Origin of the sequence: Leptospira hartskeerlii, from assembly GCF_002811475.1 — a bacterium.
In the GTDB taxonomy this organism is placed as follows: domain Bacteria; phylum Spirochaetota; class Leptospiria; order Leptospirales; family Leptospiraceae; genus Leptospira_B; species Leptospira_B hartskeerlii.
This window is the reverse complement of sequence record NZ_NPDL01000010.1, coordinates 25,129-47,561: the sequence shown is the minus strand read 5'-3', so window position 1 is coordinate 47,561 and position 22,433 is coordinate 25,129. Positions and strand designations below refer to the sequence as shown.

Genomic DNA, 22,433 nt, shown 5'->3' with positions numbered 1-22,433 from the left:
TCCTCTTTTAACTTCTCTTCATTCCAAACTCGGAACCTTACAACCCACTATTTCATAAAATCTAATGATCGTTCCGGTTCTGGATCCTGATTTACTTCGATTCAAGATAGTATATATGACGTAATCGTTTTCAGATTTAACCAAAGCCCCCTGGAACCAAAAACTTCCTTCCCAAGAACCTGTTTTACCGTACACGTTAGCCGATTGTTCAGGACATTCAGACCAAAAAAGGGCCTTTTTCCATTCTTCCATAATACCTTTGTTAAGACCGTAACCATTCTCAAAAATTTTGGACCAAGAAGAATGTACACTCTTAGGAGTTAATCTGATCCTTCCTCCATGCTTTAAACCTGCAAGATCAATCCACCAATCCTTAACTTTGATATTCGATTTAGAATTTTCTAAATAACCGATCTTATGTAATGTAATGTCCAGTTTGTCTTTTCCCAATTTAGGAAAAACTTTTTCGAAATAATCATTGGAAGAATAAAACAACGCGTCTCTCAAATCCAAAGGCCTGGGAGAATTAGGAATATGTTTGTCTGCACATTCTATTTTTTCTTCCGGATCAATGACGTTATTCTCGAGCAAAGACAAAACTAGATACGTTTTAAAAGTAGAAGCAGGAGAATATTCCCTTTTCAGAAATTCAGATGCTCCGTAAGCCTTTTCGAACTTGGGTTTACCGGAACTTACCTCTGTCACAAGGATCAACTCCTCGGAGGTCTCGGAGTTTGGTGTGATCGTTTTGGAAGAATGATTTTGAGAATATAATGGAGTGAAAAAGAAAAGAGAAGATAGTTGAAAGAGTAAAAAACAGCCTAGAGCGGATTTCTTTCCCTCTGAAAATCGAAACATGATCGTTTCCTATTCCAGGGGAAAAATCCGCCCATCATTTCTTTAAAAATTGTTTTAAGATATTCTCTCGAATCTCTTCTATTTTAACGATTCCCCAAGCCAGAGGAACTTTGAATTTCAACGCGTTATCGCTCAGGTCTTTTTCTCCCTGTGCTTTGAGTTCGTCGAATCTCTGCTCCACCTTCTCCTTTCCGTCGTTTAGATCCTGGAGAAGTTTATCGAAAATCTCTTTCGAAGTCTGGACGGCCCCAATCCCGGCATTGATTATATCGTTTAGTTTTTGGTTGTCCATGCCCTGCTATTCCTTTTTAACTCCATTTTTATGCACTGCACAAAAAATGCAAGAATAAAATTCCTGCTCGGGCCTTGAATCTAGTTGCCAGTGCCGGATTTAGGGCAGATCTTTGGACCCCATGCGAGTCTCCATTCTACCCTTAGTATTTGCCGTTTTTGGCCTGTTTTTCAGCAATTGTTCCGGAGATATCAAAGATATCCCTTTAAAAGGCTGCTCCAAGATTTCCGGGATGCCTGGCCCGGAAGATTTGGCCATAGATAGAGATGCAGGTTTACTTTACGTATCTTCCCATGAAAGAAGGATCAAGGACCAAGAAGGAAAGATCTACTTTTTGGATCTAAATTCTTCTGCTCTAGAACCGAAACTTTTGGAAACAGAGTATCCTAAAAATTTCAGACCGCATGGGATGAGTCTCTTAAACCAAAACGGAAAGTATAGATTATATGTGATCTCCCATATCACATTGTACAAAGAACATTCTATAGAAGTTTTTGAAAGAGTAGAAAAACCTTCCGCGAAGTCCAAGGCGGGAAAATGGAAACATATCCAAACTCTGCAAGATCCTTTAGTTACAAGTCCTAACGATCTATCTGTCGCGTCCGAAAATGAAATTTTCGTTTCTAACGATCATGGAGAAGGAGGATTTATGCTCTATCTATTCCATGACCTTTTTAGAATGAAACGTTCCGAGATCGCTTACTACAATGGAAAGTCTTGGTCTTCTTTGGGAAATCCTGTCTCCCTAGGGAATGGAATCCTGTATGTAAAAAGACCGGACGGAAAAGAAGTTTTATACAGATCTTCCTTTAATGAAGGTACCGTTCTAAAATTCGATATCAAAAGAGAAAACGGAACAATCGTATTAGGGGAACCTAAATCGATCCTACTCGGAAGCGGGCCGGACAATCTGGAGATTGACGAAAAAGGGACCATCTTCACTGTTACTCACCCTTCCGTAATGAAATTCCTAAAACATGCAAGCAATGCAGAAGCACATTCTCCAACTAAGATATTTACTATTTCGCCTGATGATTCTATCAGAGAAATCTTTTCTAACTCAGGCGAATTGATCTCTGCAGGAAGTACTGCACTTTCGTATAAGGAAAGAGTTTATATCGCTCAAGTATTCAACGATTTTATTCTGCAATGCCAATTATAAGAACGGCTTGCCTGTCTAAATCATAGATGTCAGAAGAAATTACAAAAACGCCGAAACAATCCTCAGTGGAAACCAGGCATATCGTTATGCCCGATCATACCAATCATTATGGTACCCTCTTCGGAGGGACCCTAATGTCTTGGATAGACTCGATCGCGGTCATGGTCGCTCAAAGACATTGTGGAAGAGAAGCAGTCACTGCAAGTGTGGACAAACTGAATTTTCTGGAACCGATCTCTTTGGGAGATCATGTAATCCTAAAGGCTTCAGCAAATTATGCAGGAAGATCTTCTATGGAAATCGGCGTACAAGTCTCTAAAGAAAATCCTTATACAGGGATTGTGACTCGTGCAACTACTGCGTATCTCACATTCGTTGCCTTGGATGAAAATAAGAAGCCCTGCCCCATTCCTAAAATAAAACCAGAAACGGAAACAGAGATCAGAAGATACGAAAATGCAATCCTACGCCAAGAAGCAAATCGGAACCTTGTGAAAAAGATCAAAGATAACGGAAAAGTTTAATTATCTTCTGCGATATACTTCTGCTTCTACAATTGCAACTTTTCTAAGTGTAGAAGGTTCTGCAGTAATTCTGAATTTTCTGAACTTGGAGGAATTCTCTTCTAAATACGCTTGAACGAATTCATTTCTCTTTTGACGATCCGAAAATACGAACGTATCAATAGAATCCAATGTATGGATAAAATCCTCCTTCGGAATGGGAAGTTCTCCAGGGATAAATTCCAACACCTTCAAATTCGGATATTCTTTTTGAATATGAAAATAAGGATCCGGAATTGCCTGCAGATACATCTTCTTAGAGCCTTTTAATTCAGGTCCTAAAACTTCGTAAAATCTATCCTTGAGATCGAATTCAGGATTTCCGAAACCTATCCTTTTATATGCATTCACTAAAATTGCTATATTGGAAAATACTAATATAGCTGCGATGAATTGTACCCTTCTGCTTCTGATCCTTTCGAAAAAGAATCCTCCCAAAGCCGACAAAGGGATACACAAATACATTACGTAATAATATTCAGTGGATAAGATCAAAAAGAATAGAATGGAAACTGTCCATGCGGAGAAAAAGAATGCAGACTTTGGCTTATCCTTAATCTCCCCTCTTACTACCCAGAGCCCGTAAGCTAATGCTAAATAAAAGAATAATCTTAAGCCTGGAGATTCGTATCCGCCTAATAATACTTTGATCTTTGTAATTGGGGAGAAGGATTGGAATAGATCTTTTTTACGTCCGAACTGCGCACCGAACTGATAGAAAAAAATTCCCCAATCAGGATGGATCCAAATTCCCCAAACGAGGATCGGCAGCGCTCCACCCAACCAAAACATCCAGACCTTCCATGCTTTTGCTTGGTGGATCAGAAGTAATGCAGGCACTCCGAAAATTGCACCGAACGGATGTGATAAAAATGAGATCCCTAAAAAGGATCCGGAGAAAAATGCTTCATATTGTTTAAGCGGAACTTCTCCCTTCCATTTTGCTTTTCTTGCGAGTACTAGTAAGGATAGGAGTGCCCAAAATAAACTGAGAGCCTCCATTCTAGCGGTCCAACCCACTCTTAAAAACAATAGATCAGTGAATAAAAGTAAAGAAGCACCTAATCTTGCAATCGGAGAATAATCGAATGTTTTTAGTATGAACCAGAATATCCAGACGCTCGCAACGGATAAGATCGCTGCGAATAATCTTAAAACTTCGAGACCTTCTCCCCAAAATTTGAGAACCCAACCATTTAACAAAAAGAAGACGGGAGGCATCCAAAGAGTTTTGGTCTCCATTCCTTTTACTAAACCTTCGAGCACCTCTGTGCGGAAGAGTCCATTCTTTGCAAAATCTAAAGAAGGAGAATAGAATAAAACTTCGTCAGGCCATACAGGTGGGAACTCCAACCCGGAGATCCTAAATATTAAAAGCGAAAGTATAGATAAAAAGAAAAGACCGATGAGTCCGTAAATTTCGGAAGATCGGTCTTCTGTGCTTGTGCTAGCGGGGGAACCCATGATACAAAGCGCCCCCGGCTAATTATTTTAAGGTAGCTAATGCTTCTTGTTCGGTTTCGTAGACTTCGAAAAGATCCAACAATTCCACAACGTCGAAAACTTTCTTAACGTTAGGCGTGATGTTGCAAAGTTTGAGTTTTCGATTCTGCTTTTCTAGTTCCCGGACCATTCCGACAAAGATCCTGATCCCGGAAGAAGATATATAAGAAATATTTTGCAAGTTAATGACGATATCACCAGTTCCTGCTTGGACATCGTCTAGAAGTTTTGCTTCTACCTCGTCCGAATGTGTGATATCCAGCCTGCCATCCAATTGGACTAGGGTGTGTTTCCCTACTTTTTTCGTTTTAATTTCCAAGCTAGGCTCCGAGCGACGATCCATAAGATCATATTCCGACAAAGAAAATTTCCTTTTTAGTTACAAAAAGGGAACGGAAAGTTCGCCGTAGACTAAAATAGTGAGGAAATGGGGTTTTACAAGAATTTTTTCCCGTCCTCTAATTCTCCCATAGTTGGAAAATCCTAAATTTGGAATATTATGCCGCCGATCCGTTAATCTCTTCCAATGGAAATTTTTTGAGCAGAACCTGCTTAGGTTTCTGGCCAATCAAGTCTTTCAGGGACTTTTGGGAAGAAAGCCCTAACTGCTCCCGGATGCTTTCCAGGTCCCAGCCTGCCTCGAGCAGGTGAGAAGCCAAACTTCTCCTGAGCCTAAAAACTGAAATCGAAAGACCCGTCATCTCCTCTAGCTTGGAAAACATTTTTTGAACAGTTCTGGGACGAAGTTTGCCCATCCTGCCTGAAAACAAAAAGTCCTCTCCTTGTTTGCCCTGAGAAATAAACCAAAGATCCCTTCTGAGAGAAAGCGGGATGGAAGGGTTTCTAGGGTTTAAGGTTTGGGAATGGTGGATCAATATATTATGATGGGACCAATCCAGATCCTCCACTTTCAAAGAGACCAACTCGGAAAGTTGAAGCCCGAACGAGTATAACATTCGAAACCAAAGATAATGATTTTCGTGAGTTCTGGATGCGTTGAGAAGGAGACGGATCTCATCCTTGCTCAAGGCAGGATTATCCTCCGGCAGAATTTTGGTTCTACTTCTTTTCTCTTTTTTCATTCGAATACCTTAATGTGATTTGTGTAATTTTTTTTCTCGGAGAATGAAAATTTTGATAATGCCTGCAAAGTAGAATTTGCCATTTCGATCGCTTGGTTTGCGGAATAGTGGTTACCGACGGGAGCGCGATGGAACGTGGATTCTCTGCTCCGCGACTTTTCAAATCGTCATTAAATTGTTATCCGATCTTAACGAGTCCGGGTTTGGATACAAATATGAAATATTTCTGGAAGGCGGCCAAATTCGCCCTTCATTGCCAATTACCTACTCCTCCTAAAGTCTCCGAACAAGAGATCTCAGTTAAAACGGATCAATTTGAAATCCCCGCAATCTTATATACTCCAAAAGGAAAATCCTGTGGAACCATTTTGGCAGTAAATGGATTGGCTTACATGGGAAATAAGGACCCAAGATTCGCAGCAGTCTGCAAATCTGCAGCGGCAGTAGGCTACACTGTTATTTCTCCATTACTAGTAGAAGTTACACAATTCCGGATTCGGAAAGAGACTGTTGAAAAGATAAAAGATCTGATCCTTCATATTTCTTCTAATAAAGAATATTGTCCGGATCAAAAACTTTCTTATATCGCTCCTTCTTTTTCAGGAAGTATGGGCTTAATTGCTGCTTCCGATCCGGAAGTAGGAAAAAAGATCTCTTCCATCCTTACGATCGGTGCTTATTGTGATGTGCAGTCTACTCTGGATTATGTGATGACTTCTGACGAGGGAGACGAATACGGAAGAATGATCCTTCTTTATAATTTCGTAAAGTATGCTCTCAAGTCTGATAATCAAGAGTTGGAATTTGCATTGAAGGCTTGCGTTTTAGACGGAAGTTTTTCCAGAGAAAACTTAGAACTTCCTACCGTCTTAGAAAATATCAGCGAAGAAAACAAAGAAATATTCTTCAAACTTAGAGAAGATAAAAGTTTCAGAGAAAAGATCTGGAAAGAGATTGTGGCCAATGCCGGATCTCAAAGTTCATTCTTACAAGAGCTTCAAGTAAAAGATAAACTTCACCTATTAGACTGCCATGTTTCCATAGTTCACGGCCTGGGAGACAACGTGGTTCCTGCAAAAGAAGCCTTGATCTTAAAGGAAAATCTTCCGCGCAAAAAATCCAAATTAGTATTAACACCTTTGATCTCTCATGGAGATGTTGGGATTTCTTTGGGTCAAATACCCGCGATCTACGATTTAGTGCAGGGGTTCGCATTCTTCTTTAAGAACGCTAAAGTGAAAGAGAAGGCAGCCTAATTTAAAAACTTTTCGTATAAAAGAATTCGATCAAGTCCCTGATTTTATACGGTTTTTCCAGAAGATCGTTAATTCCAAGTACGGAAAGTTTTTCCTTGGTTTCATTTCCAAAATCAGTTCCGGAAACGAAAATTTTCAGATCGGGACATTCTTTCTTAATGGTTTCCAAAAATTCCAAGGAAGAAAGATTTTCAAAATCCAGATCGATAACCGTTAAAACGGCAGTTGATTTAAATTTATGTAATATTTCGTGAGCCTTTTTAGCGCTATCTGCGCTGATCAATCTGAAGCCCAAGGCTAACATTTGGTCTTGTAAGATTTCCGACAAATAAGGAGATTCTTCCACTACCAACATAATACCCGTAGAGGTTTGAGAACTTTTTCCAGAGCTTTCTATAAATTGAGAAGTTTTGGTTTTTGCCACTGGGAAAAACAATCTTATACTTGTGCCCATTCCTAACTGGGAACTGACCTGCACCATTCCTTCATGGTTTTGCATGATCCCATAAACCATAGACATTCCAAGCCCGCTTCCTTGGGTCTTGGTCTTTGTAGTAAAGAACGGTTCGAAAATCCTCTTTTTGGTATCTTCACTCATCCCTTCTCCGTTATCCGAAACCTCTATACAAAGATATTCCGCAGGTTCCGAAAGTGGGAACGATTCTCTAATATTTGCGCCTTGGACTCCAAACGCTCGGATAGAGATCTCTCCTCCATCAGGAAGTGCATCTCTTGCGTTTAAACAAAGATTTATAAGCACCTGCTCCAATTGGGAATAGTCTCCTACGATCGTAGGAAGTCCTTCCTTACATTCTTTTTTGAATTTAATTTTTTCGGAGAATGTGGGGAGCAAAAGATCTACAGTTTCATTCACCAATTGGTCCGCTAAGATCGTCTTAAATCCGCCTCCTCCCTTTCTAGCTAAGGAAAGAAGTCTTCGGACTATAATTGCTCCCCTTGCCGCGGCAGCATTGATAGAACGGGACATGTCCAAAAGAGAAGCAAATTTAGAAGACTCCAATTGCATTTTAGTCGCATACCCGGAAATGATCTGCAGAATATTATTAAAATCGTGAGCGATCCCTCCCGCTAGTGTTCCGATCGTTTCTAGTTTTTTAGATTCTATTAATTGAGCTTCTAGTTTACGACGAAGAGTATCATCTAATAGATATCCACGGATAGAATCCACATTTCCTGATTTATTGAATGTAGCGAAATAATTTCCCGTTGTGTGGATGGGCAATCCATTCTTGTCCTGAAAAAATTCTTCGTAGGTTTCTAATCTGGAACTGATCCGTATTTTTTGTAAGAAAAATGAATAATCATCGTAAGAAGGAAAAAGGTCTGCGAAATTCTTGAGAGAAGCTTCTGCTTGAGTTTCAAATCCGAACATCCTCAGAAAAGAAGAATTAGCTGCTAAAATATTTCCAGAAACGTCTGTTATAAAATTTGCGGAAAGATTTTCTTCGAAAAATTTTCGGTATTGTTCTCGGCTCTGTAGAAGTTTACCTTCTATCCTCCTTCTCTTTTGTAACTCTTTTCTAGAATCGCTTGTTGCTCGTCCAGTAATCAAAGCAACCATGCATAAGATCCCTAAGTTTACTAAAAAGATAAGTTCTTTATCATCCTTAAACCATTGATACTGTTCAGAACGACCAAACAAAACTGGAAATATCAACGTAACTAACTGCACCCAGATATTAGCAGTTAGAGCCATAGTGATACCGTATCTTAATGCAGCCCAAAGAACGAATAATGCGAAAACAAACCAATATTCTAAAGAAGGAATGATTGCACCGAAAACTCCACAGAGCAAAAATACTAAGACAATCTCCGCGATCCTTCTCGGTTTTAGGTTTCTGAGCCTACTTCTGTCCCAGCTTGTTTCTCTATTTCCCCAAGCGCCTTCCGTTCTTGTCCAACCTTTGACCTCCATCCAAGGAGTTACCCATAACAGTATAGGAACAGAAATGCTCAATGTGTCGAATAACGTGGCGACCAATCCAGACAAACTAGATGAGAGCCATTTATCCTGAAAAAGATCCCCGAATAGAAGAAGCCCTCCAGTAACCAAAAACCCGTTACATATCGCTGCGGGAAAAGCTACCCAAAGTAAAAATCGTACCGTCTCTCTAAGATCCGGTATCCAAGGCTTTCCTTTTCTCAATTTGATAAAAAAGAACCAGGAAATTCCCACAGCCAAAACTTCCCAGAGACAATAGATCGGATATTTGTCCACATCGTGGAGCCCCCAGAGATGGGCGCTGAATAATGCATTTGCATACATTGCGGGTAACGTGCGTGCCGGTCCCCACCAAAAGCATAATATGATACCGACAGGAATAGGAAGATAGGATATGGAGACCCCGGTATCCACTTGGAAGGCCAAGGATGCCTTGGAAGCGAAATGAAATAGGATTAACGGAAGGATCCAAGTCCAATAAGGAAGCGCCTTATTTTCTATATTGGGAGTTTTTCCGCTGTTCTTTATGTCGGATATAAAATTCAGAACCTCGCCCCAGGTTCCAATATTCCTTATCGTTTAAAGGGAATCCACTCTTTGCAGGAAATAGGATTAAAATTAATAATTAAGATCCCTGAAACTTTTAGTTTTCACATGGGAAAAAAACCATAATATGCGCTGTTAAACGGGAATTGCTAATGTCAAAGCGGAACTTAATTCTGCTCTACTGGAGAGATGTCTATATGGATCCAATATTCGTCTCCATAATCGAAGAATAATTCTTCGCCTGCTTTGATCTTACGCATTGCTTCGAATCGCGCAGTCTTCCAGCGAGTGGATACCACTAATTTTACATTCGGCTTGGAGCTATGATTGATATAACGGGTATAGTTGGACTCTTTACCTTCTCCGTAGATCCAATGATCTTTGCAGATCCAGAGTAAATATTTAGACTCACAATATTTAGCGGAGTTTGCAGACTTATCGTTTAGCACTCTACCGGTATAAAATCCGATAGTATCACCTTTGACTAAGTCTTGCGTGGAGAATAGTCCCATTCCAATTCCGGGTATCTCGGATTCCCTAATTTCGAAATCCTTTTCTGAAAATACTCGAGGTCTGCGAATTTTATATCTGACCGACATCGTAAAAAACACATCCTCCTACTGGAATCGGAATATTAATCCAAAGAATCTTATGCCCTCTCTTTGTCCATCCGCAATTGATTTATCATGTTTTTCTACTGAAAAGAAACAGAGTCTCAATGAGAGAGTCTTCCCTTGTTTAAAAAATATTCCCAAGTTAAGGTATCACTTTAGGTCCAAATTTTTTTATAGGCTTGTCTATCGAATATATGATGTAAATCTCTACTAAGATGGACAAACCGTATAGAAAGAACGTTGGAATGGTAGTCTTCAACTCCAAAGGAGAGGTTTTAGTAGGAGAACGACTGAATTTTAAAGGCTCTTGGCAGTTTCCTCAAGGCGGGATAGATGACGGAGAAGATCCTAACTCTGCTGCTCAAAGAGAACTTTTAGAAGAAGTAGGCATCCAAGACGCTAAGATCATCTGTGAATATCCAAGTTGGATCAATTATGATTTTCCCGAGTCCTTACATTTAAGCTCTAATTTAAAAAAGTATAGAGGCCAAACCCAAAAATGGTATCTTCTATACTGGGATGGTAAAGCGGAAGACTGCGATCTAACGGTTCATGAGCAAGAATTCGAAAGAGTTAGATTTATTCCTTTCCAAGAATGCCTTTCGACCGTGGTCTCCTTTAAAAAAGATGTGTACCAAAAACTAGTACAAGAGTTCGAACCTAAGATCTTGGATTTTATGAAGAAGGGACCTTCTTCATGAGCGAAACATTTTATACTCCATCCGGAGGACCTCCTCCTCCCAGTCCTCGTCTCAGAGAATTGTTCGCAAAAGTTGGAGAAGATTCCATTAGGGAACTTGTTTCCGTTTTCTATGATCAAATAGCCGTCAGCGAAATTCGTTCGATGTTTCCGGAAAATCTAGAAGAGAGCAAAGTAAAATCAGCAGACTTTATGGTACAGGTTCTCGGAGGCCCACCCTATTATGTTCAAAAATATGGCCCTCCAAGAATGAGAGCGAGACATCTTCCTTTTCCGATCGACGAAAAGGCGAGAAGAGTCTGGCTTTCCTGTTACCGCAAAGCAATAAAAGACTGGAAAGCAGATGAAGAATCTAAAGAGATACTTTGGCAGTTTTTGCAGGATTTCTCCTCATGGATGGTAAATAAGGCTTCTTCTCAAGAATAAGGGAGTATAATTTAGCTGTAGGAGTTACAACGTGAATGGCTGCAAAAAACGAATCTAGAGCAAAAATCAGGATCCGAGGAACCGTACAAGGAGTTGGTTTTAGATATTATGTGCTGCAAAGAGCGCAAGAATGCCGACTGAAAGGTTACACTATGAATCTTCCTACAGGAGAAGTCGAAGTAGTGGTCGAAGGAGACAAAGTTTTTATTGAAGATTTGTACAAAGCAGTTCAAAGAGGACCTTCTAAAGCAAAAGTAACGGAAGCTACAATCCAATGGGAAGATGCTAAAGGTACGTTTAGGACTTTCGAGATCAAACGTTGATCTAATGTTCCCCATTAGAAATCCGATCTTGAGTTCAATCGGATAAATTTTACTGACTAAACCTGGATTTTTTCGGAGAATGACTGTATGCAAGCGAAGGATACATCTAAAAATAAATTTCTAAACCTTGCTCTCTTCCGAATTCTAGGATCTATCTTTATCGCATCGGTCTTACAAAACCCGATTTTCTCAGTCACTCCTACTCCTGTTTCTTTTATGAGTCCGGTATATGCGGTTCAAGAAGATAAAGGTATCTTAAGGCTCATCTCAATTTCTTCTATCAATGGAAAGACCGGACTGGTTTATACAGGCACACAAGAAAAAGGGATCCCTGTCTTTAGAAAACAGAATTATATTCTTTTTAGAACTTCTAAAGAACTCAATCTATTAAACTTAACAAACTCTAAAGTTAAGACAATCAAAGGAACAAGAGACGCATTTCCTGGTAATAGCGGATTTTTAAAAGATAAATCCATTGTGATCTTCTCCAGAAAAAACGCAGATCGATGGGAAACTGTATTATACGATTACGAAAAAGAGAAGGAGATAAAATCTCTTCCTGGTTACCAACCATACGTTTCTCCGGATCAAAAAAATCTAGTCTTGATAGGCAACGAAGTACGTTACTCCGAACACGGAGAAGAATCTCTCAGAGTTCCGATCCATAAATATTCTCTCGAAACTTCCGAATTAAAAACTCTAGCTTGGGTAGAAAGTGGGAAGCTACAGATCACCGATGTATATACGAGTACAGAAGATCTGGTCTTGGTGCGTGTAGCAACAGAGAAGGAAAACAGACTTTATAAACTGCCTTCCTTAACTGGAGAATTGGTCAAGTTCTCCGATCCATTCTACCCGTTTCCTGTAAATCCTCAGTCAAAAGAGCCTAGAGAAAATAAAGAACAAGTAAATATCAGCTTTAGTCCTGATGGAAAAGTTTTGTCCTTCACTGAAAGAGCGGATGGAAAATTGGGAAACATAGTAGTTGTAGATCTAAAAACCAAACAAAGATATGATTCTTCTTTTGTTGGTTGTTTTCCAGTGGTTAAAAACGGATCTGTTTACTTTTTAGGAGACCCTGAATTCGTAAAACAATCCAAAGATCAGGAATACAGACCTTATAATAATTATACTCTATACGAATTAGATTATAAAAAAGATAAGATCCGCTCTATCACTCCAATTTCAGGCAAAGTGGAACTTCTGGAATAAGTCGCTAGATATTTTTGCACTTACTATATTACATTATAATTATGATGCAAATTCAGGCGTCTCTGAAAGTTTCTCTTCTTCTTTTTCCGTTGATACTGCAAAGATCCCGAATGCTGTAATTACGCATAATGCACCTGCGAACATGAATGCAAGATCGTATTCTCCTTGCGTTGTACGGATATAACCTGCTCCGAATGCCGCGACCGCAGCTCCAATCTGATGAAATGCAACCACCCAGCCGAACATCAATCCTACTTTTTCTCTTCCGAATATTTTAGCAGTCAATGCAACTGTAGGCGGAACAGTCGCTATCCAATCTAAACCGTAAAATACTGCAAATATGGAAAGTTTATTCGATTCAGGATCGAATGCTTGAGGCAATAATAATAATGAGATCCCTCTCAATCCATAATACATAAATAACAGAATTTTGTTATTCACTCTATCAGACAACCAACCGGAACCTACCGTTCCTATCAGATCGAAAATCCCCATCAATGCCAAAAGACCTGCGGCCCTTACTTCAGGAATTCCATGATCAGAACATGCAGGAACTAAGTGAGTTCCTACAAGACCGTTTGTGCTGGCTCCACATACAAAAAAACTTCCTGCAAGAAGCCAAAAACTTCTGGATCTCAATCCGACTCTTAATGCAGAAATTGCTTCCATGAATGGGTTTCCCGAAACAGGCACGATCCCTTCTTCTTCATTTTTTGCTCCATAAGGTAAGAGGCCGGATTTTTTAGGAGAATCTTTCATCAAGAAGAATACTGTAGGAAGAAGTATCGCTAAAATAGAAGCCACCGCATAGACTGCGTTTCTCCATCCTTCTTGTTCCGTAAGCGACGCAAGAAATGGAAGAAAGATGATTTGCCCTGTAGCAGTGCTCGCGGTCAAAATTCCCATAAGAAGACCTCTATGAGAAACGAACCAACGATTGACCACTGTAGCGCCTAAAACCAAGGCAGCCATTCCTGAACCAAATCCAACCATCACTCCCCAAAGAACTACTAATTCCCAGTTTGTTCGCATAATCGTTGTTAGTAGAATTCCTGAGATCAATAGTCCAAGAGCAGCTACCATAATTCGTTTTATGCCAAAACGATTCATGAGACCTGCAGCGAATGGTCCGACTAATCCGTACAATAGAAGATTTACTGAGACTGCAAAAGAGATGGCAGATCTGTCCCAACCAAACTCTTTTTCAAGAGGAATGATCAGAATCCCAGGCATGGACCTTACTCCGGCAGCCGTGATCAAAGTGAAGAATGTAACGATCAAAACGACCCAAGCATAGTGAAAAGAAAAACGTCTGCTCAATCTAAGCCTCTTATAACAATGGCCGGGAGATCCTTTCGAATTCCCTGTTTATGATTGGACTATACTAGCATTTAAAAGTTATAAATTCCGTTCGTTCCCTTCGGACCTTTCGGATATAAAAAAACCTTGCTCGTTCTTTCGGAAGAATTAGAAAGATCCTCTCGCAGTGAAGAGGAAATCATGAAAAAAATCCTAACGTATTCTTTATCAGGGATACTAGTAGTCGTTCTAGTTCTTGTAATATTGTATTTCGCAACTTCCCAACCGGGAGAAACGATGAGTTTCCAAGATCCGTATCACACGGAAAGACCCACGGCAAAAGGTTCTAAGTTGATGGTGGCAAGCGGTCATCCTTTGGCAACCAAAGCAGCTTTGGAAATTTTGGAGAAGGGCGGGAATGCCGCGGATGCAGGAGTAGCAGCTTTTTTAGTTTTGAATGTGACCCAAGGAGAAGAGGCTTCCTTTCCTGGAGTGGCTCCTCTACTCTACTATGACCAAGCGGATAAAAAAGTTCATAGTTATATCGGAGTTGGGACTGCACCTGCAAAAGCTACGATAGAATATTTCAAGTCGCGAGGACATGAATCCATTCCTATGTTAAAATATTCTTCTCAGTTGGTCCCCGCATCTCCGGATGTGATCGTAGCATTACTTAAAAAATACGGTACCAAATCTTTTGAAGAAGTGAGTAAACCTGCAATCCAAATTGCAGCAGAAGGTTTTCCAGTTCACAGAATTCTAATGAGGAATTTGAACATAGGAGTTTTCAAAAGATTAGGTCTTAAGTTTTTACTTCCTTATAATGCAAAAATTTACGTGGGAGATAAATGGTGGAAACCTCTTCATCCGGGAGAAAGATTCAAGAGGCCAGAATTATCCGCAACACTGAAAGAGTTGGCAGAAGCCGAAAAGGCCGCTTCTTCTTCCGGAAAAAATCGTATAGAGTCCTTAGAGGCTTTGAGAGATTATTTTTATAAGGGCCCTATAGCAGATAAGATCGCAAAAGCTCACGAAGAACACGACGGCACTATGGCTAAATCTGATCTAGTGAGATATAGCGCGGACTGGGAAGTTCCATTACAAGGAAATTATGGACCTTATACGATCTTCTCCAATCGTACTTGGAACCAAGGCGCAGTTGTACCTGTCGTTCTACAAATTTTAGAAGGGATCGATCTAAAATCCATGGGCCATAATTCCAAGGAGTATGTTCACACTGTAATCCAAGCAATCGAGTTAGCGATGGCAGATCGTGAAAAATATTTCGGAGATCCCGCTTATGTTTCCGTTCCGGAGAAAGGTTTACTCAGTAAAGAGTATGCTGCGGAAAGAAGGAAACTATTGCAATCGAAAGCGTTCGGAAAAACTCCTCCCTCAGGAAATCCATTCTTGTTCGAATCTCCCGCGAGTTCTAAAAAGATCGCGTATCAAATAGAAGATACTCTTGCTATGAATAAAGAATCTTTTTTTGATCTTACTCCTAGTTTTTGGGAAAGAACAGAATCAGGAAAAATTGGGAGAGACACAACTTATCTGAGTATTATTGACTCTAAAGGAAATTCTTTGTCCTTAACTCCAAGTGATTTTCCTCAATCTCCGATCATAGACGGAGATATAACATTAGGAATTAGGATGACCCAATTCCGCTTGGACGCAAACCACCCTTCCGCATTGGTTCCGGGGAAAAGACCAACAATTACGCCTAACGCGTCAATGGTATTTAAAGACGGAAAATTTTGGATGAGCTTCGGGACTCCTGGCGGGGATATGCAAACTCAAGCAGTAGTCCAAGTATTTTTAAATTTAGTCGTCTTTGGAATGGATCCACAGAACGCAGTTAACGCTCCTCGTTTCCGTTCCTTAAACTGGCCTGATGCATTCTCCCCTCATAAATATTATCCGGGAAGAATAGAATTGGAAGAGGAGATCTACAAAAAAGAAGGAAAAGCGCTCGAAGCTCTCGGTTACGAAGTCAAAGAAAGGGAAAAATGGGAATATGACTTTGGGGCTCCTTGTATTTCTTTAAAAGATCCTAAAACAGGAATTTTATATGGCGGAGCCGACCCCAGAAAAGAATCCTGGGCGGAAGGAAAATAGAAAGAGGCAAGAATGAAAAAAAGAAGGCTTGGAAAAACAGGGATGGTTGTTTCCGAAATTTGTATGGGGACTATGACTTTCGGCTCCAGTTGTGATGAGAAGGAAGCACATCGAATTTTGAACAAAGCTTTCGATTCGGGAATAGATTTTTACGATACTGCAGAGATCTATCCTGTTCCTCCGGAGGCCGAGTATGTTCACGCCACTGAAAAAATTTTCGGCAATTGGTTAAAGACTAAGAAGAGAGAATCTATCCTGATCGCAACTAAAGTTTGTGGCCCAGGTCATGGATGGTTCACTCCTCCAGTGAGAGAAGGTAAAACTGCACTAGATCGCAGAAATATAAAAGTAGCAATCGAAGGAAGTTTGAAAAGGCTCGGAACCGATTATATAGACTTATACCAAACTCATTGGCCTGATCATGATTTCGGATTTGAAGAAACATTAGAAGCTTTGACCGAATTGATAGACGAAGGTAAAGTTAGATACATAGGAAGCAGTAACGAAACCGCCTGGGGAACTATGAAAAGTTTAGAAGTTTCCCGCACGAACAAACTTGCTAGATACGAATCAATACAAAACAATTTTAGCATTTTGAATCGAAGGTTCGAAGATGCTCTATCCGATATTTGTAGAAGAGAACAAATCAGTCTTCTTCCTTATTCTCCTTTAGCCGGTGGAGTATTGACGGGAAAGTATAACGGATCAACTCCTCCTGAAAATGCCAGATTTACGCGTTATGCAAAACTTCCAACAGAAAGACAAAGAAGAATGGCAAATCGATTTTTGAACGAAGGGACTCTCGCTTCCACAAAAGAACTGATTGAAATAGCCAAGGAAGCAGGAATAAGTGTGACTACCCTTTCAGTTGCTTGGTCCAAACAACATGATTATGTGGCTTCTACCATTATTGGAGCGAATACTGTAGAACAATTGGAAGAAAGTCTAAAGGCAACAAATCTTATCTTGTCCGACGATATTTTAAAAAAGATAGATGAGGTCTCTAAAAAGATCCCCTATCCGATGGGATAATCAATGTCCTCTCCAAACTTCTTCTTCGGAGATGATCTCGTTTTTTTCTCCTACGAAATTGGGAAATGATTTAAAAAAACCGGTGATTAGATAAGGGATCACATCGAACATCGGTCCCGATCTGCCTTCTCCTTCCACGTTTGCTTTTAAAAGTACGCTGGAAGGAAGTCCTCTATAACGTTTGCCATCATAGATCACGAGTTTAAAGATCACATCGTAAAAATTTTCGTAATAAGGACTGGCGCCTGAAATTCTGGAATTACCGAAATTTCCCATAAATGCAAAAGGAGAATATCCTCCAACGCTTCCTAAAATTGGCACTGCAGCTAATCTACTGGAAGTACCACCATACGAATGGTATCTCATCCCTCTTGCACTGGTCCATCCTCCGAAAGCGCCAAGATCGGCTCTATTATCGATTACACTTCCTCTCGGAAATATTAATATATCGTAATGTATCAATTGATCCGCTCTGGAGATATCTACCTCTTTGTAACCCTTCTCCGCAAGTTTTTCGCGAATAAGATCTTCGTTTTCACGGATAATAATAGGAGGTGCCTGACCGAAAAATGGAAGGAATGCGTAGGTTTTTTCGTAGTAGCGAATATGATCCGATCTTTCTACCTCTACCTGGGATTTAACCTGGAGAGGAGAGCAAAAATTGCATCCTAATAATAGTAAAAGGATCAGAACTCTCATCATTATATTCTTTCGACCGAATCGAACTCGATTTTACTCCGAAATCGGATTGTTTTCATTTAAAATTCGAAGCTTTTGTATAAAAGTTATGGAAAACTTACTTAACGATTTCCAATCATTTGCTCCAGATCTTCCGCTTTCCCAAACAGAACTAGGATGTCTCCTTCCGATAAAACCAGATTTGGAGAAGGAATTCCTAAAACTTCTTCGTCATTTCGATCCGATTTCCTTCTGGTCTTTTTAGGTCTTTTGACTGTGATCAAATTTAGATTCCAATCTTCTCTCAGTTTGGCACCTTGTACGGTTTTACCCTGCATATGTTTCGGTACCACGGCTTCTAAAATTCTATAATCTTGTCCGAGTAAGGTGACACCTTTTACGCTGCTATTTGCAAGTTGTTCCGCCATAGAATGAGCAGCCTGTTCTTCCGGATTGAATAAATTCTCTATTCCCAACATCTGCAAAACTCTTTTGTTCAGATCGGATTGATAACGAGCGAATATATTGATTGCGCCGATCTTTTTTAATGCGTCGGCAGTCACGATCAAATTTTCGAAATTATCTCCGATCGCTAAAACTACTGCATCCATCTCGTCCAAACCATGCTCTTTCAATTCAGATTCGTCCGTGGAATCGATCGCAACACAGTAAGTAGAAAATTCTCTGATTCGATCTATCTTATTTTTATCCTGATCGATTGCTGTGACTTCTTGCCCATCTTCATACAGTCTTTTTACTAGTTCGATCCCGAAATCTCCCAGGCCAACAACTGCGATCCTTTTCTTTCTCATTCGAACCTTCCTTTAACCGACCACAACATATTCTTCAGGATACCAATATCTTCTAGGTTTAGGTTTCGGAACAAAAGCTAATAATACCGTCAAAACCCCGACCCTACCCACAAACATTACAAAACATAATAATAATTTTCCGGGTGCCTCAAACTGGGAAGTGATCCCTCTCGAAAGACCTGTAGTTCCGTAAGCGGAAACCACTTCATAACAAATATCCAAAAAAGGAAAAGGTTTCTCGAAACAGACTATGAAAAAGATCCCTAAAAATATTATAAACATGGAAAGTACGATCGCAACAGACGCTCTGGAAAGAGAATTTTCTGCGACTGTTCTTCCAAAAACATCCACTCTTTCTTTTCCCGTAAAAAATTGATAAAACTGTAAGACTGCAAGCGCTAATGTAGAAGTTTTAATCCCACCGCCAGTAGAATTAGGAGAAGCGCCTACCCACATCAAAAATAAACTCACAAACACCATTGGTATTCCCATAGAAGAAATATCCAAGGTATTAAATCCAGCGGTCCTCGTTGTAACTGAATAGAATAAAGAATGAAAAGCCTGGTCATACCAATTCAAATCTTTCAAACTAAAATTTCTTTCTAATACCCAGTAGGATATCCATCCAAAGAGTAATAAGAATAAAGTTGTGATCAGGATCAGCTTAGAACCCAGGGAAAAACGATTTCTAAAAGATTCTCCATCAAATCTAATTTTCCTTAAAAGTTGATTCACAGTAGGAAAACCTAGCCCCCCAAATACGATCAAAACCATAAATGTGGAAAGGAATGTATAAGATCCCTTGAAATAAGGCTCCGCTAATCCTCTTGGAAAAAGAGCAAACCCTGCATTACAAAACGCTGTTATAGAATGAAATATAGATTGGAATATAAGTTCTTTTTGAGAGAAGCCAAGCTCCTTTGGAAATGTTAAGTAAAGAAAAACAGAACCAATCCCTTCTATCGCAAATGTTTGGTAAGCAACTTGTTTTAAGATTGAGCCTGCCCTTCCGATGGATTCTTGGCTGAACAGGTCCTTAACGATCAGTTTTTCGGTCACTGAAACTTGCCCTTCTAAAACCAATGCAAAAAATACTGTTAAAGTCATCAGCCCTAAACCGCCTAGTTGAACGAGGACCATCAATATCACTTGTCCAGTCCCGGTCAGATCTTGAGAGACATCTATTGTACTAAGACCTGTGACACATACTGCGCTTACCGCTGTAAAAAAAAGATCTACTAATTGGATCGGCCTTGCTTCCGCTCTAGGAAGGCATAACGCAGCGGTTCCTAAAAAGATCAGCATTGCAAAACTTCCGGTCATCACCAAAGAAGGAGAAATTTTTCCGAGAGAAAGTCTTGCCCTTCTTAAAAAATGAGCAAACCCTCCGAACGCCAATGTCAACTGACTTAAGGATAAGAACAAAAGTACAGCCTCTTCCGTTCTCTGTTGCGAAAGAATGGATTCTATTCTCTCTTCGAAGAAGAATTGCAAGAGTACTACTAAAACTACAAATGCTTCTACCTTATGAAACTTTAAATAGGCACGATACGGAGTTAATGTGAATAGAAAACTTAAACATTCGTAAATTACCAAATACCAGACTATAGTCATGGTAACTAAACGAAGTGGATGGATCCATTTAGGTGGGTAATAAAATCCATATAGAAAGATGAGTATAAAAAGAGAAATAACTCCCAATACTCCGAATATAAATCTTAAGAAAGGTTTGATACTCTCTTCGAAGATGAGAGAGATCCTTCCCCATTCGGAAACCAATTTTGTCCGTAAGTCGGGATCTAAAAAAGAATTCATACTTTATCAGAAACGAGTGCTAAAGAATTCGAATTCCATTCTATATTCGAAATTTCTGGAATACAATCCGTATCCTGGGATTGTTTTAGGGTGTATCGTTTCCGAAAGTTTATCTGGCACAGTCGGATTCGGAGTAGGACTTTGCGGTTGGTTCTCCAACTTCATTCGATCATAATCTCTCAAATCCAGCCAAGCATTTGTCAATGCCAAGGTAGAAGCCACCCCGAATACGATCCATCCTCCCTCGAATGTTTTTTGATAACCCGGATCAGCAGCGGCTAACGCACCATATGTTACACCTGCAGCTATTGGTAGAGTCATAAAAAATATGATCGAAAAACGGCGAAGCCTGGATTCAGTATAAGGTTGTGGGTCGCTCCCGAATTCTTCTAATTTTCTTTTACGATCTCTTGCTTGGTCTTGTTGTCTTTGTAAAGCTTCGGTATTCACTTCTCCAGTGACTGGATTGAAGAGCCCATCATCACTTCTGCCTTGCACTGGATTAGTAGTTCTTCTGGTCCCTTGGCTTCCTGAAGTCGTCGGCAAACCTGTTTGAAAGGGAACTTGCACATTCCTAGGATTTACCAAAGTCGGTTTATCCATTTTAGGAGGAATAGAATACTCCCTAAATCCATCCGGAGATTTTTCATCTTTATAATTTCTTAAATTATAATCGTATGGATCCGAGAAATCACTTTGGTTCTGAGAAAACACCGGAAAAGAAAATATAAAAAGAATACTAAGCGCAAGAAACTTGTTTAATCTAGAAAAAGGTCTCATCTTCAGAGAACTACTCCTTGTTCCGAATTTATTCTTCCGGAAAGAATTTCAGATGTATATTGAAAAGAATTCTTTCTGATCTTTTCCAAAAGTGTAGTATCTAGTCCTAAACTTTCTGCCTTATCATATTCTTCTTTGATATTAGTTCCGAAAATTCCAGGATCATCGGTCGAGATGGTAAATTTTAGATCATTACTAGCGAATCTAACTAAAGGATGATGAGTTTTATCTCGGACCATTCCAATATATTCGTTGGAGCTAGGGCAAGACTCGATGACAGCATTCGTATTTTTGATCCGATCCATACAATACTCTTGAAATGCCTTTGTTTCAGAGACAAGGTTTTCAGTAACGGAAATTTCTACCTTCTCCTTATGTCGGATCGAATCCAATTCGGATTCCAATCTTTTTTTAGGAGGTAATTCTCCGTACTTAGAAATTTCTTCCCAATGATCTAATTGGAATCTGAGAGTATCTTCTCTTTCGGAAACTGGCTCTAAAACTTTTTTTCCAAGATAAGCGGTTGGATCCAAACCCACCGCAATTGCATGTCCGAGCCTATGTGCTCCCCATTCTGCAGATTCTACAACCCAACGAGATGCGGAGAGAAGAGTTTTGTCCAAAAAAGATTCTCCCACATGATAAAGAACTGTGAGCGCCGTAGAAGTTTCCGCAATATTATCTTTTTGTACTTCTTTTAAAAATTCTCTTTTACCTTTCGGAGGAAAGCCCTCCTCAATATAACAAAAATCTAATCCTACTAAATATTTTTTTATGAGAGGATCTTTTTCCATCATCTCCTTTAACATTTCGTATTCTTTAAAAACTTCTCCGTCCCTATGTAAGGAGACTACCAAGCGAGATTTTGCTTTTCCTGAAAGTTCGGATTCCGCTTCTTCAAAACCTTCGCAAGCGGCCAAAGTTTTAGAATAGATTCCCTCATAAGTATCAAGTGGAGAATACATGATACGATATTCTCCGAAGACAACACCTTCTTCGTATTGATCCTTAGTGATATGTTTAGATACAAATTTAACCTCTTGTGGATCGAATTTAGAAAGTGCAATGATCAAGTTAAACTTTGCTTGGAATTCGGGAAAGGGCCCTTGGTGATTAAATAAATAGATTTTTTTAAAATCTTCTAAAGACTTATGGTCCTCGAAGAATGTTTCCGTATTGATGGACTTTCCATAAAGTTCTTGGAAAGGTTTTGTAAAAATTTCCCAACGAGGAGAAGGATTGTTCAATCCAATCCGCCTAAGAAGTTCAGGTTTCAGACTACCGTATAGATGATTGTGAAGGTCAGCAAATCCTAAATTCGAATCCATGTATCTTCTACGCTTTTAAGTCATCTTAACTCTATCGTTACCTGGATAAACCGTTTTTCATGGAAAAAAAG

The 22,433-nt window shown here is 39.7% G+C and carries 22 protein-coding genes; 9 read left to right on the top strand and 13 right to left on the bottom strand.

All coding sequences use genetic code 11. The features are described 5' to 3' along the window. Positions 1–18: 18 nt before the first annotated feature. Both CH352_RS16685 and CH352_RS16680 read right to left on the bottom strand, forming a co-directional pair. A complete protein-coding gene (locus CH352_RS16685; RefSeq protein ID WP_100705175.1) occupies positions 19–858 on the bottom strand; it encodes a penicillin-binding transpeptidase domain-containing protein in 840 nt (279 codons plus the stop codon). 34 nt (positions 859–892) lie between these two features. Then, positions 893–1,150: an LIMLP_16025 family protein gene (locus CH352_RS16680; RefSeq protein ID WP_100705174.1), complete on the bottom strand. Its 258-nt coding sequence runs from the start codon at positions 1,148–1,150 to the stop codon at positions 893–895. Between the two features lie 121 nt (positions 1,151–1,271). Here CH352_RS16680 and CH352_RS16675 point away from each other — a divergent pair, with 121 nt between their 5' ends. Both CH352_RS16675 and CH352_RS16670 read left to right on the top strand, forming a co-directional pair. After that, on the top strand, positions 1,272–2,312 hold the full coding sequence (locus CH352_RS16675; RefSeq protein WP_100705173.1) for an SMP-30/gluconolactonase/LRE family protein: 1,041 nt from the start codon (positions 1,272–1,274) through the stop codon (positions 2,310–2,312). Positions 2,313–2,338: 26 nt separating this feature from the next. Continuing rightward, positions 2,339–2,836 (top strand): acyl-CoA thioesterase, encoded by a 498-nt coding sequence (locus tag CH352_RS16670; RefSeq protein ID WP_100705172.1) that lies wholly within the window; start codon positions 2,339–2,341, stop codon positions 2,834–2,836. Here CH352_RS16670 and CH352_RS16665 read toward each other — a convergent pair whose 3' ends face one another. The 3 genes from CH352_RS16665 to CH352_RS16655 all read right to left on the bottom strand — a co-directional run bounded on the left by CH352_RS16665 (position 2,837) and on the right by CH352_RS16655 (position 5,460). Further along, complete coding sequence (locus CH352_RS16665) at positions 2,837–4,339, bottom strand: glycosyltransferase family 39 protein (RefSeq protein WP_100705171.1); 1,503 nt, start codon at positions 4,337–4,339, stop codon at positions 2,837–2,839. It abuts the gene before it with no gap. A 22-nt stretch (positions 4,340–4,361) separates the two neighbouring features. Further along, entirely contained in the window at positions 4,362–4,697 is a 336-nt protein-coding gene (locus CH352_RS16660; RefSeq protein ID WP_020769420.1) for an STAS domain-containing protein, read from the bottom strand. A gap of 178 nt (positions 4,698–4,875) precedes the next feature. Further along, the gene (locus tag CH352_RS16655) at positions 4,876–5,460 is read right to left on the bottom strand and encodes a tyrosine-type recombinase/integrase (protein ID WP_100705170.1); all 585 of its coding nucleotides are present in this window, start codon (positions 5,458–5,460) and stop codon (positions 4,876–4,878) included. A gap of 215 nt (positions 5,461–5,675) precedes the next feature. Here CH352_RS16655 and CH352_RS16650 point away from each other — a divergent pair, with 215 nt between their 5' ends. Further along, on the top strand, positions 5,676–6,716 hold the full coding sequence (locus CH352_RS16650) for an alpha/beta hydrolase (protein WP_100705301.1): 1,041 nt from the start codon (positions 5,676–5,678) through the stop codon (positions 6,714–6,716). A 1-nt stretch (position 6,717) separates the two neighbouring features. On the opposite strand, the gene CH352_RS16645 is transcribed toward CH352_RS16650, so the two are convergent. Together CH352_RS16645 and CH352_RS16640 are read right to left on the bottom strand one after the other, a co-directional pair. After that, positions 6,718–9,105 carry an ATP-binding protein gene (locus CH352_RS16645; RefSeq protein WP_243396198.1) on the bottom strand — a complete coding sequence of 796 codons (2,388 nt, stop codon included), beginning with the start codon at positions 9,103–9,105 and terminating at the stop codon, positions 6,718–6,720. Between the two features lie 287 nt (positions 9,106–9,392). Then, positions 9,393–9,824, bottom strand: a complete 432-nt coding sequence (locus CH352_RS16640) for an SET domain-containing protein (RefSeq protein ID WP_100705168.1) — start codon at positions 9,822–9,824, stop codon at positions 9,393–9,395. 230 nt (positions 9,825–10,054) lie between these two features. Between CH352_RS16640 and CH352_RS16635 the strand changes: the two genes are divergently transcribed. The 4 genes from CH352_RS16635 to CH352_RS16620 all read left to right on the top strand — a co-directional run bounded on the left by CH352_RS16635 (position 10,055) and on the right by CH352_RS16620 (position 12,500). Then, on the top strand, positions 10,055–10,540 hold the full coding sequence (locus CH352_RS16635) for an RNA pyrophosphohydrolase (RefSeq protein WP_100705167.1): 486 nt from the start codon (positions 10,055–10,057) through the stop codon (positions 10,538–10,540). Next, complete coding sequence (locus tag CH352_RS16630; protein WP_100705166.1) at positions 10,537–10,965, top strand: globin domain-containing protein; 429 nt, start codon at positions 10,537–10,539, stop codon at positions 10,963–10,965. Before CH352_RS16635 ends, CH352_RS16630 begins: the two co-directional genes overlap by 4 nt. A gap of 35 nt (positions 10,966–11,000) precedes the next feature. Further along, on the top strand, positions 11,001–11,288 hold the full coding sequence (locus tag CH352_RS16625) for an acylphosphatase (protein ID WP_100705165.1): 288 nt from the start codon (positions 11,001–11,003) through the stop codon (positions 11,286–11,288). An 87-nt stretch (positions 11,289–11,375) separates the two neighbouring features. Further along, positions 11,376–12,500, top strand: coding sequence for a TolB-like translocation protein (locus tag CH352_RS16620; protein ID WP_100705164.1), 1,125 nt, complete (start codon positions 11,376–11,378; stop codon positions 12,498–12,500). A gap of 39 nt (positions 12,501–12,539) precedes the next feature. Here CH352_RS16620 and CH352_RS16615 read toward each other — a convergent pair whose 3' ends face one another. Further along, entirely contained in the window at positions 12,540–13,820 is a 1,281-nt protein-coding gene (locus CH352_RS16615; protein ID WP_100705163.1) for an MFS transporter, read from the bottom strand. A 180-nt stretch (positions 13,821–14,000) separates the two neighbouring features. Between CH352_RS16615 and CH352_RS16610 the strand changes: the two genes are divergently transcribed. Then, the gene (locus CH352_RS16610; RefSeq protein WP_100705300.1) at positions 14,001–15,917 is read left to right on the top strand and encodes a gamma-glutamyltransferase family protein; all 1,917 of its coding nucleotides are present in this window, start codon (positions 14,001–14,003) and stop codon (positions 15,915–15,917) included. Between the two features lie 12 nt (positions 15,918–15,929). Further along, positions 15,930–16,949: an aldo/keto reductase gene (locus CH352_RS16605; protein ID WP_100705162.1), complete on the top strand. Its 1,020-nt coding sequence runs from the start codon at positions 15,930–15,932 to the stop codon at positions 16,947–16,949. Here the strand turns inward: CH352_RS16605 and CH352_RS16600 are convergent, their stop codons facing one another. The 5 genes from CH352_RS16600 to CH352_RS16580 all read right to left on the bottom strand — a co-directional run bounded on the left by CH352_RS16600 (position 16,950) and on the right by CH352_RS16580 (position 22,362). Further along, positions 16,950–17,648 (bottom strand): DUF4136 domain-containing protein, encoded by a 699-nt coding sequence (locus CH352_RS16600; protein ID WP_100705299.1) that lies wholly within the window; start codon positions 17,646–17,648, stop codon positions 16,950–16,952. A 101-nt stretch (positions 17,649–17,749) separates the two neighbouring features. Continuing rightward, positions 17,750–18,439, bottom strand: a complete 690-nt coding sequence (locus CH352_RS16595) for a potassium channel family protein (protein ID WP_100705161.1) — start codon at positions 18,437–18,439, stop codon at positions 17,750–17,752. Positions 18,440–18,451: 12 nt separating this feature from the next. Then, positions 18,452–20,254: a TrkH family potassium uptake protein gene (locus CH352_RS16590; RefSeq protein WP_100705160.1), complete on the bottom strand. Its 1,803-nt coding sequence runs from the start codon at positions 20,252–20,254 to the stop codon at positions 18,452–18,454. 6 nt (positions 20,255–20,260) lie between these two features. Continuing rightward, positions 20,261–21,034, bottom strand: coding sequence for a hypothetical protein (locus CH352_RS16585; protein ID WP_100705159.1), 774 nt, complete (start codon positions 21,032–21,034; stop codon positions 20,261–20,263). Between the two features lie 2 nt (positions 21,035–21,036). Next, the gene (locus CH352_RS16580; RefSeq protein WP_100705158.1) at positions 21,037–22,362 is read right to left on the bottom strand and encodes an amidohydrolase family protein; all 1,326 of its coding nucleotides are present in this window, start codon (positions 22,360–22,362) and stop codon (positions 21,037–21,039) included. Between the last annotated feature and the right edge of the window lie 71 nt (positions 22,363–22,433).

What these genes read in the sequence shown, in the direction of transcription:
- CH352_RS16590 (WP_100705160.1), bottom strand. Translation starts at nt 20,254, where the DNA reads ATGAATTCTTTTTTAGATCCCGACTTACGGACAAAATTGGTTTCCGAA.
- CH352_RS16685 (WP_100705175.1), bottom strand. Translation starts at nt 858, where the DNA reads ATGTTTCGATTTTCAGAGGGAAAGAAATCCGCTCTAGGCTGTTTTTTA.
- CH352_RS16675 (WP_100705173.1), top strand. Translation starts at nt 1,272, where the DNA reads ATGCGAGTCTCCATTCTACCCTTAGTATTTGCCGTTTTTGGCCTGTTT.
- CH352_RS16655 (WP_100705170.1), bottom strand. Translation starts at nt 5,460, where the DNA reads ATGAAAAAAGAGAAAAGAAGTAGAACCAAAATTCTGCCGGAGGATAAT.
- CH352_RS16635 (WP_100705167.1), top strand. Translation starts at nt 10,055, where the DNA reads ATGGACAAACCGTATAGAAAGAACGTTGGAATGGTAGTCTTCAACTCC.
- CH352_RS16580 (WP_100705158.1), bottom strand. Translation starts at nt 22,362, where the DNA reads ATGGATTCGAATTTAGGATTTGCTGACCTTCACAATCATCTATACGGT.
- CH352_RS16600 (WP_100705299.1), bottom strand. Translation starts at nt 17,648, where the DNA reads ATGAGAGTTCTGATCCTTTTACTATTATTAGGATGCAATTTTTGCTCT.
- CH352_RS16665 (WP_100705171.1), bottom strand. Translation starts at nt 4,339, where the DNA reads ATGGGTTCCCCCGCTAGCACAAGCACAGAAGACCGATCTTCCGAAATT.
- CH352_RS16670 (WP_100705172.1), top strand. Translation starts at nt 2,339, where the DNA reads ATGTCAGAAGAAATTACAAAAACGCCGAAACAATCCTCAGTGGAAACC.
- CH352_RS16585 (WP_100705159.1), bottom strand. Translation starts at nt 21,034, where the DNA reads ATGAGACCTTTTTCTAGATTAAACAAGTTTCTTGCGCTTAGTATTCTT.
- CH352_RS16680 (WP_100705174.1), bottom strand. Translation starts at nt 1,150, where the DNA reads ATGGACAACCAAAAACTAAACGATATAATCAATGCCGGGATTGGGGCC.
- CH352_RS16625 (WP_100705165.1), top strand. Translation starts at nt 11,001, where the DNA reads ATGGCTGCAAAAAACGAATCTAGAGCAAAAATCAGGATCCGAGGAACC.
- CH352_RS16640 (WP_100705168.1), bottom strand. Translation starts at nt 9,824, where the DNA reads ATGTCGGTCAGATATAAAATTCGCAGACCTCGAGTATTTTCAGAAAAG.
- CH352_RS16610 (WP_100705300.1), top strand. Translation starts at nt 14,001, where the DNA reads ATGAAAAAAATCCTAACGTATTCTTTATCAGGGATACTAGTAGTCGTT.
- CH352_RS16605 (WP_100705162.1), top strand. Translation starts at nt 15,930, where the DNA reads ATGAAAAAAAGAAGGCTTGGAAAAACAGGGATGGTTGTTTCCGAAATT.
- CH352_RS16630 (WP_100705166.1), top strand. Translation starts at nt 10,537, where the DNA reads ATGAGCGAAACATTTTATACTCCATCCGGAGGACCTCCTCCTCCCAGT.
- CH352_RS16650 (WP_100705301.1), top strand. Translation starts at nt 5,676, where the DNA reads ATGAAATATTTCTGGAAGGCGGCCAAATTCGCCCTTCATTGCCAATTA.
- CH352_RS16595 (WP_100705161.1), bottom strand. Translation starts at nt 18,439, where the DNA reads ATGAGAAAGAAAAGGATCGCAGTTGTTGGCCTGGGAGATTTCGGGATC.
- CH352_RS16620 (WP_100705164.1), top strand. Translation starts at nt 11,376, where the DNA reads ATGCAAGCGAAGGATACATCTAAAAATAAATTTCTAAACCTTGCTCTC.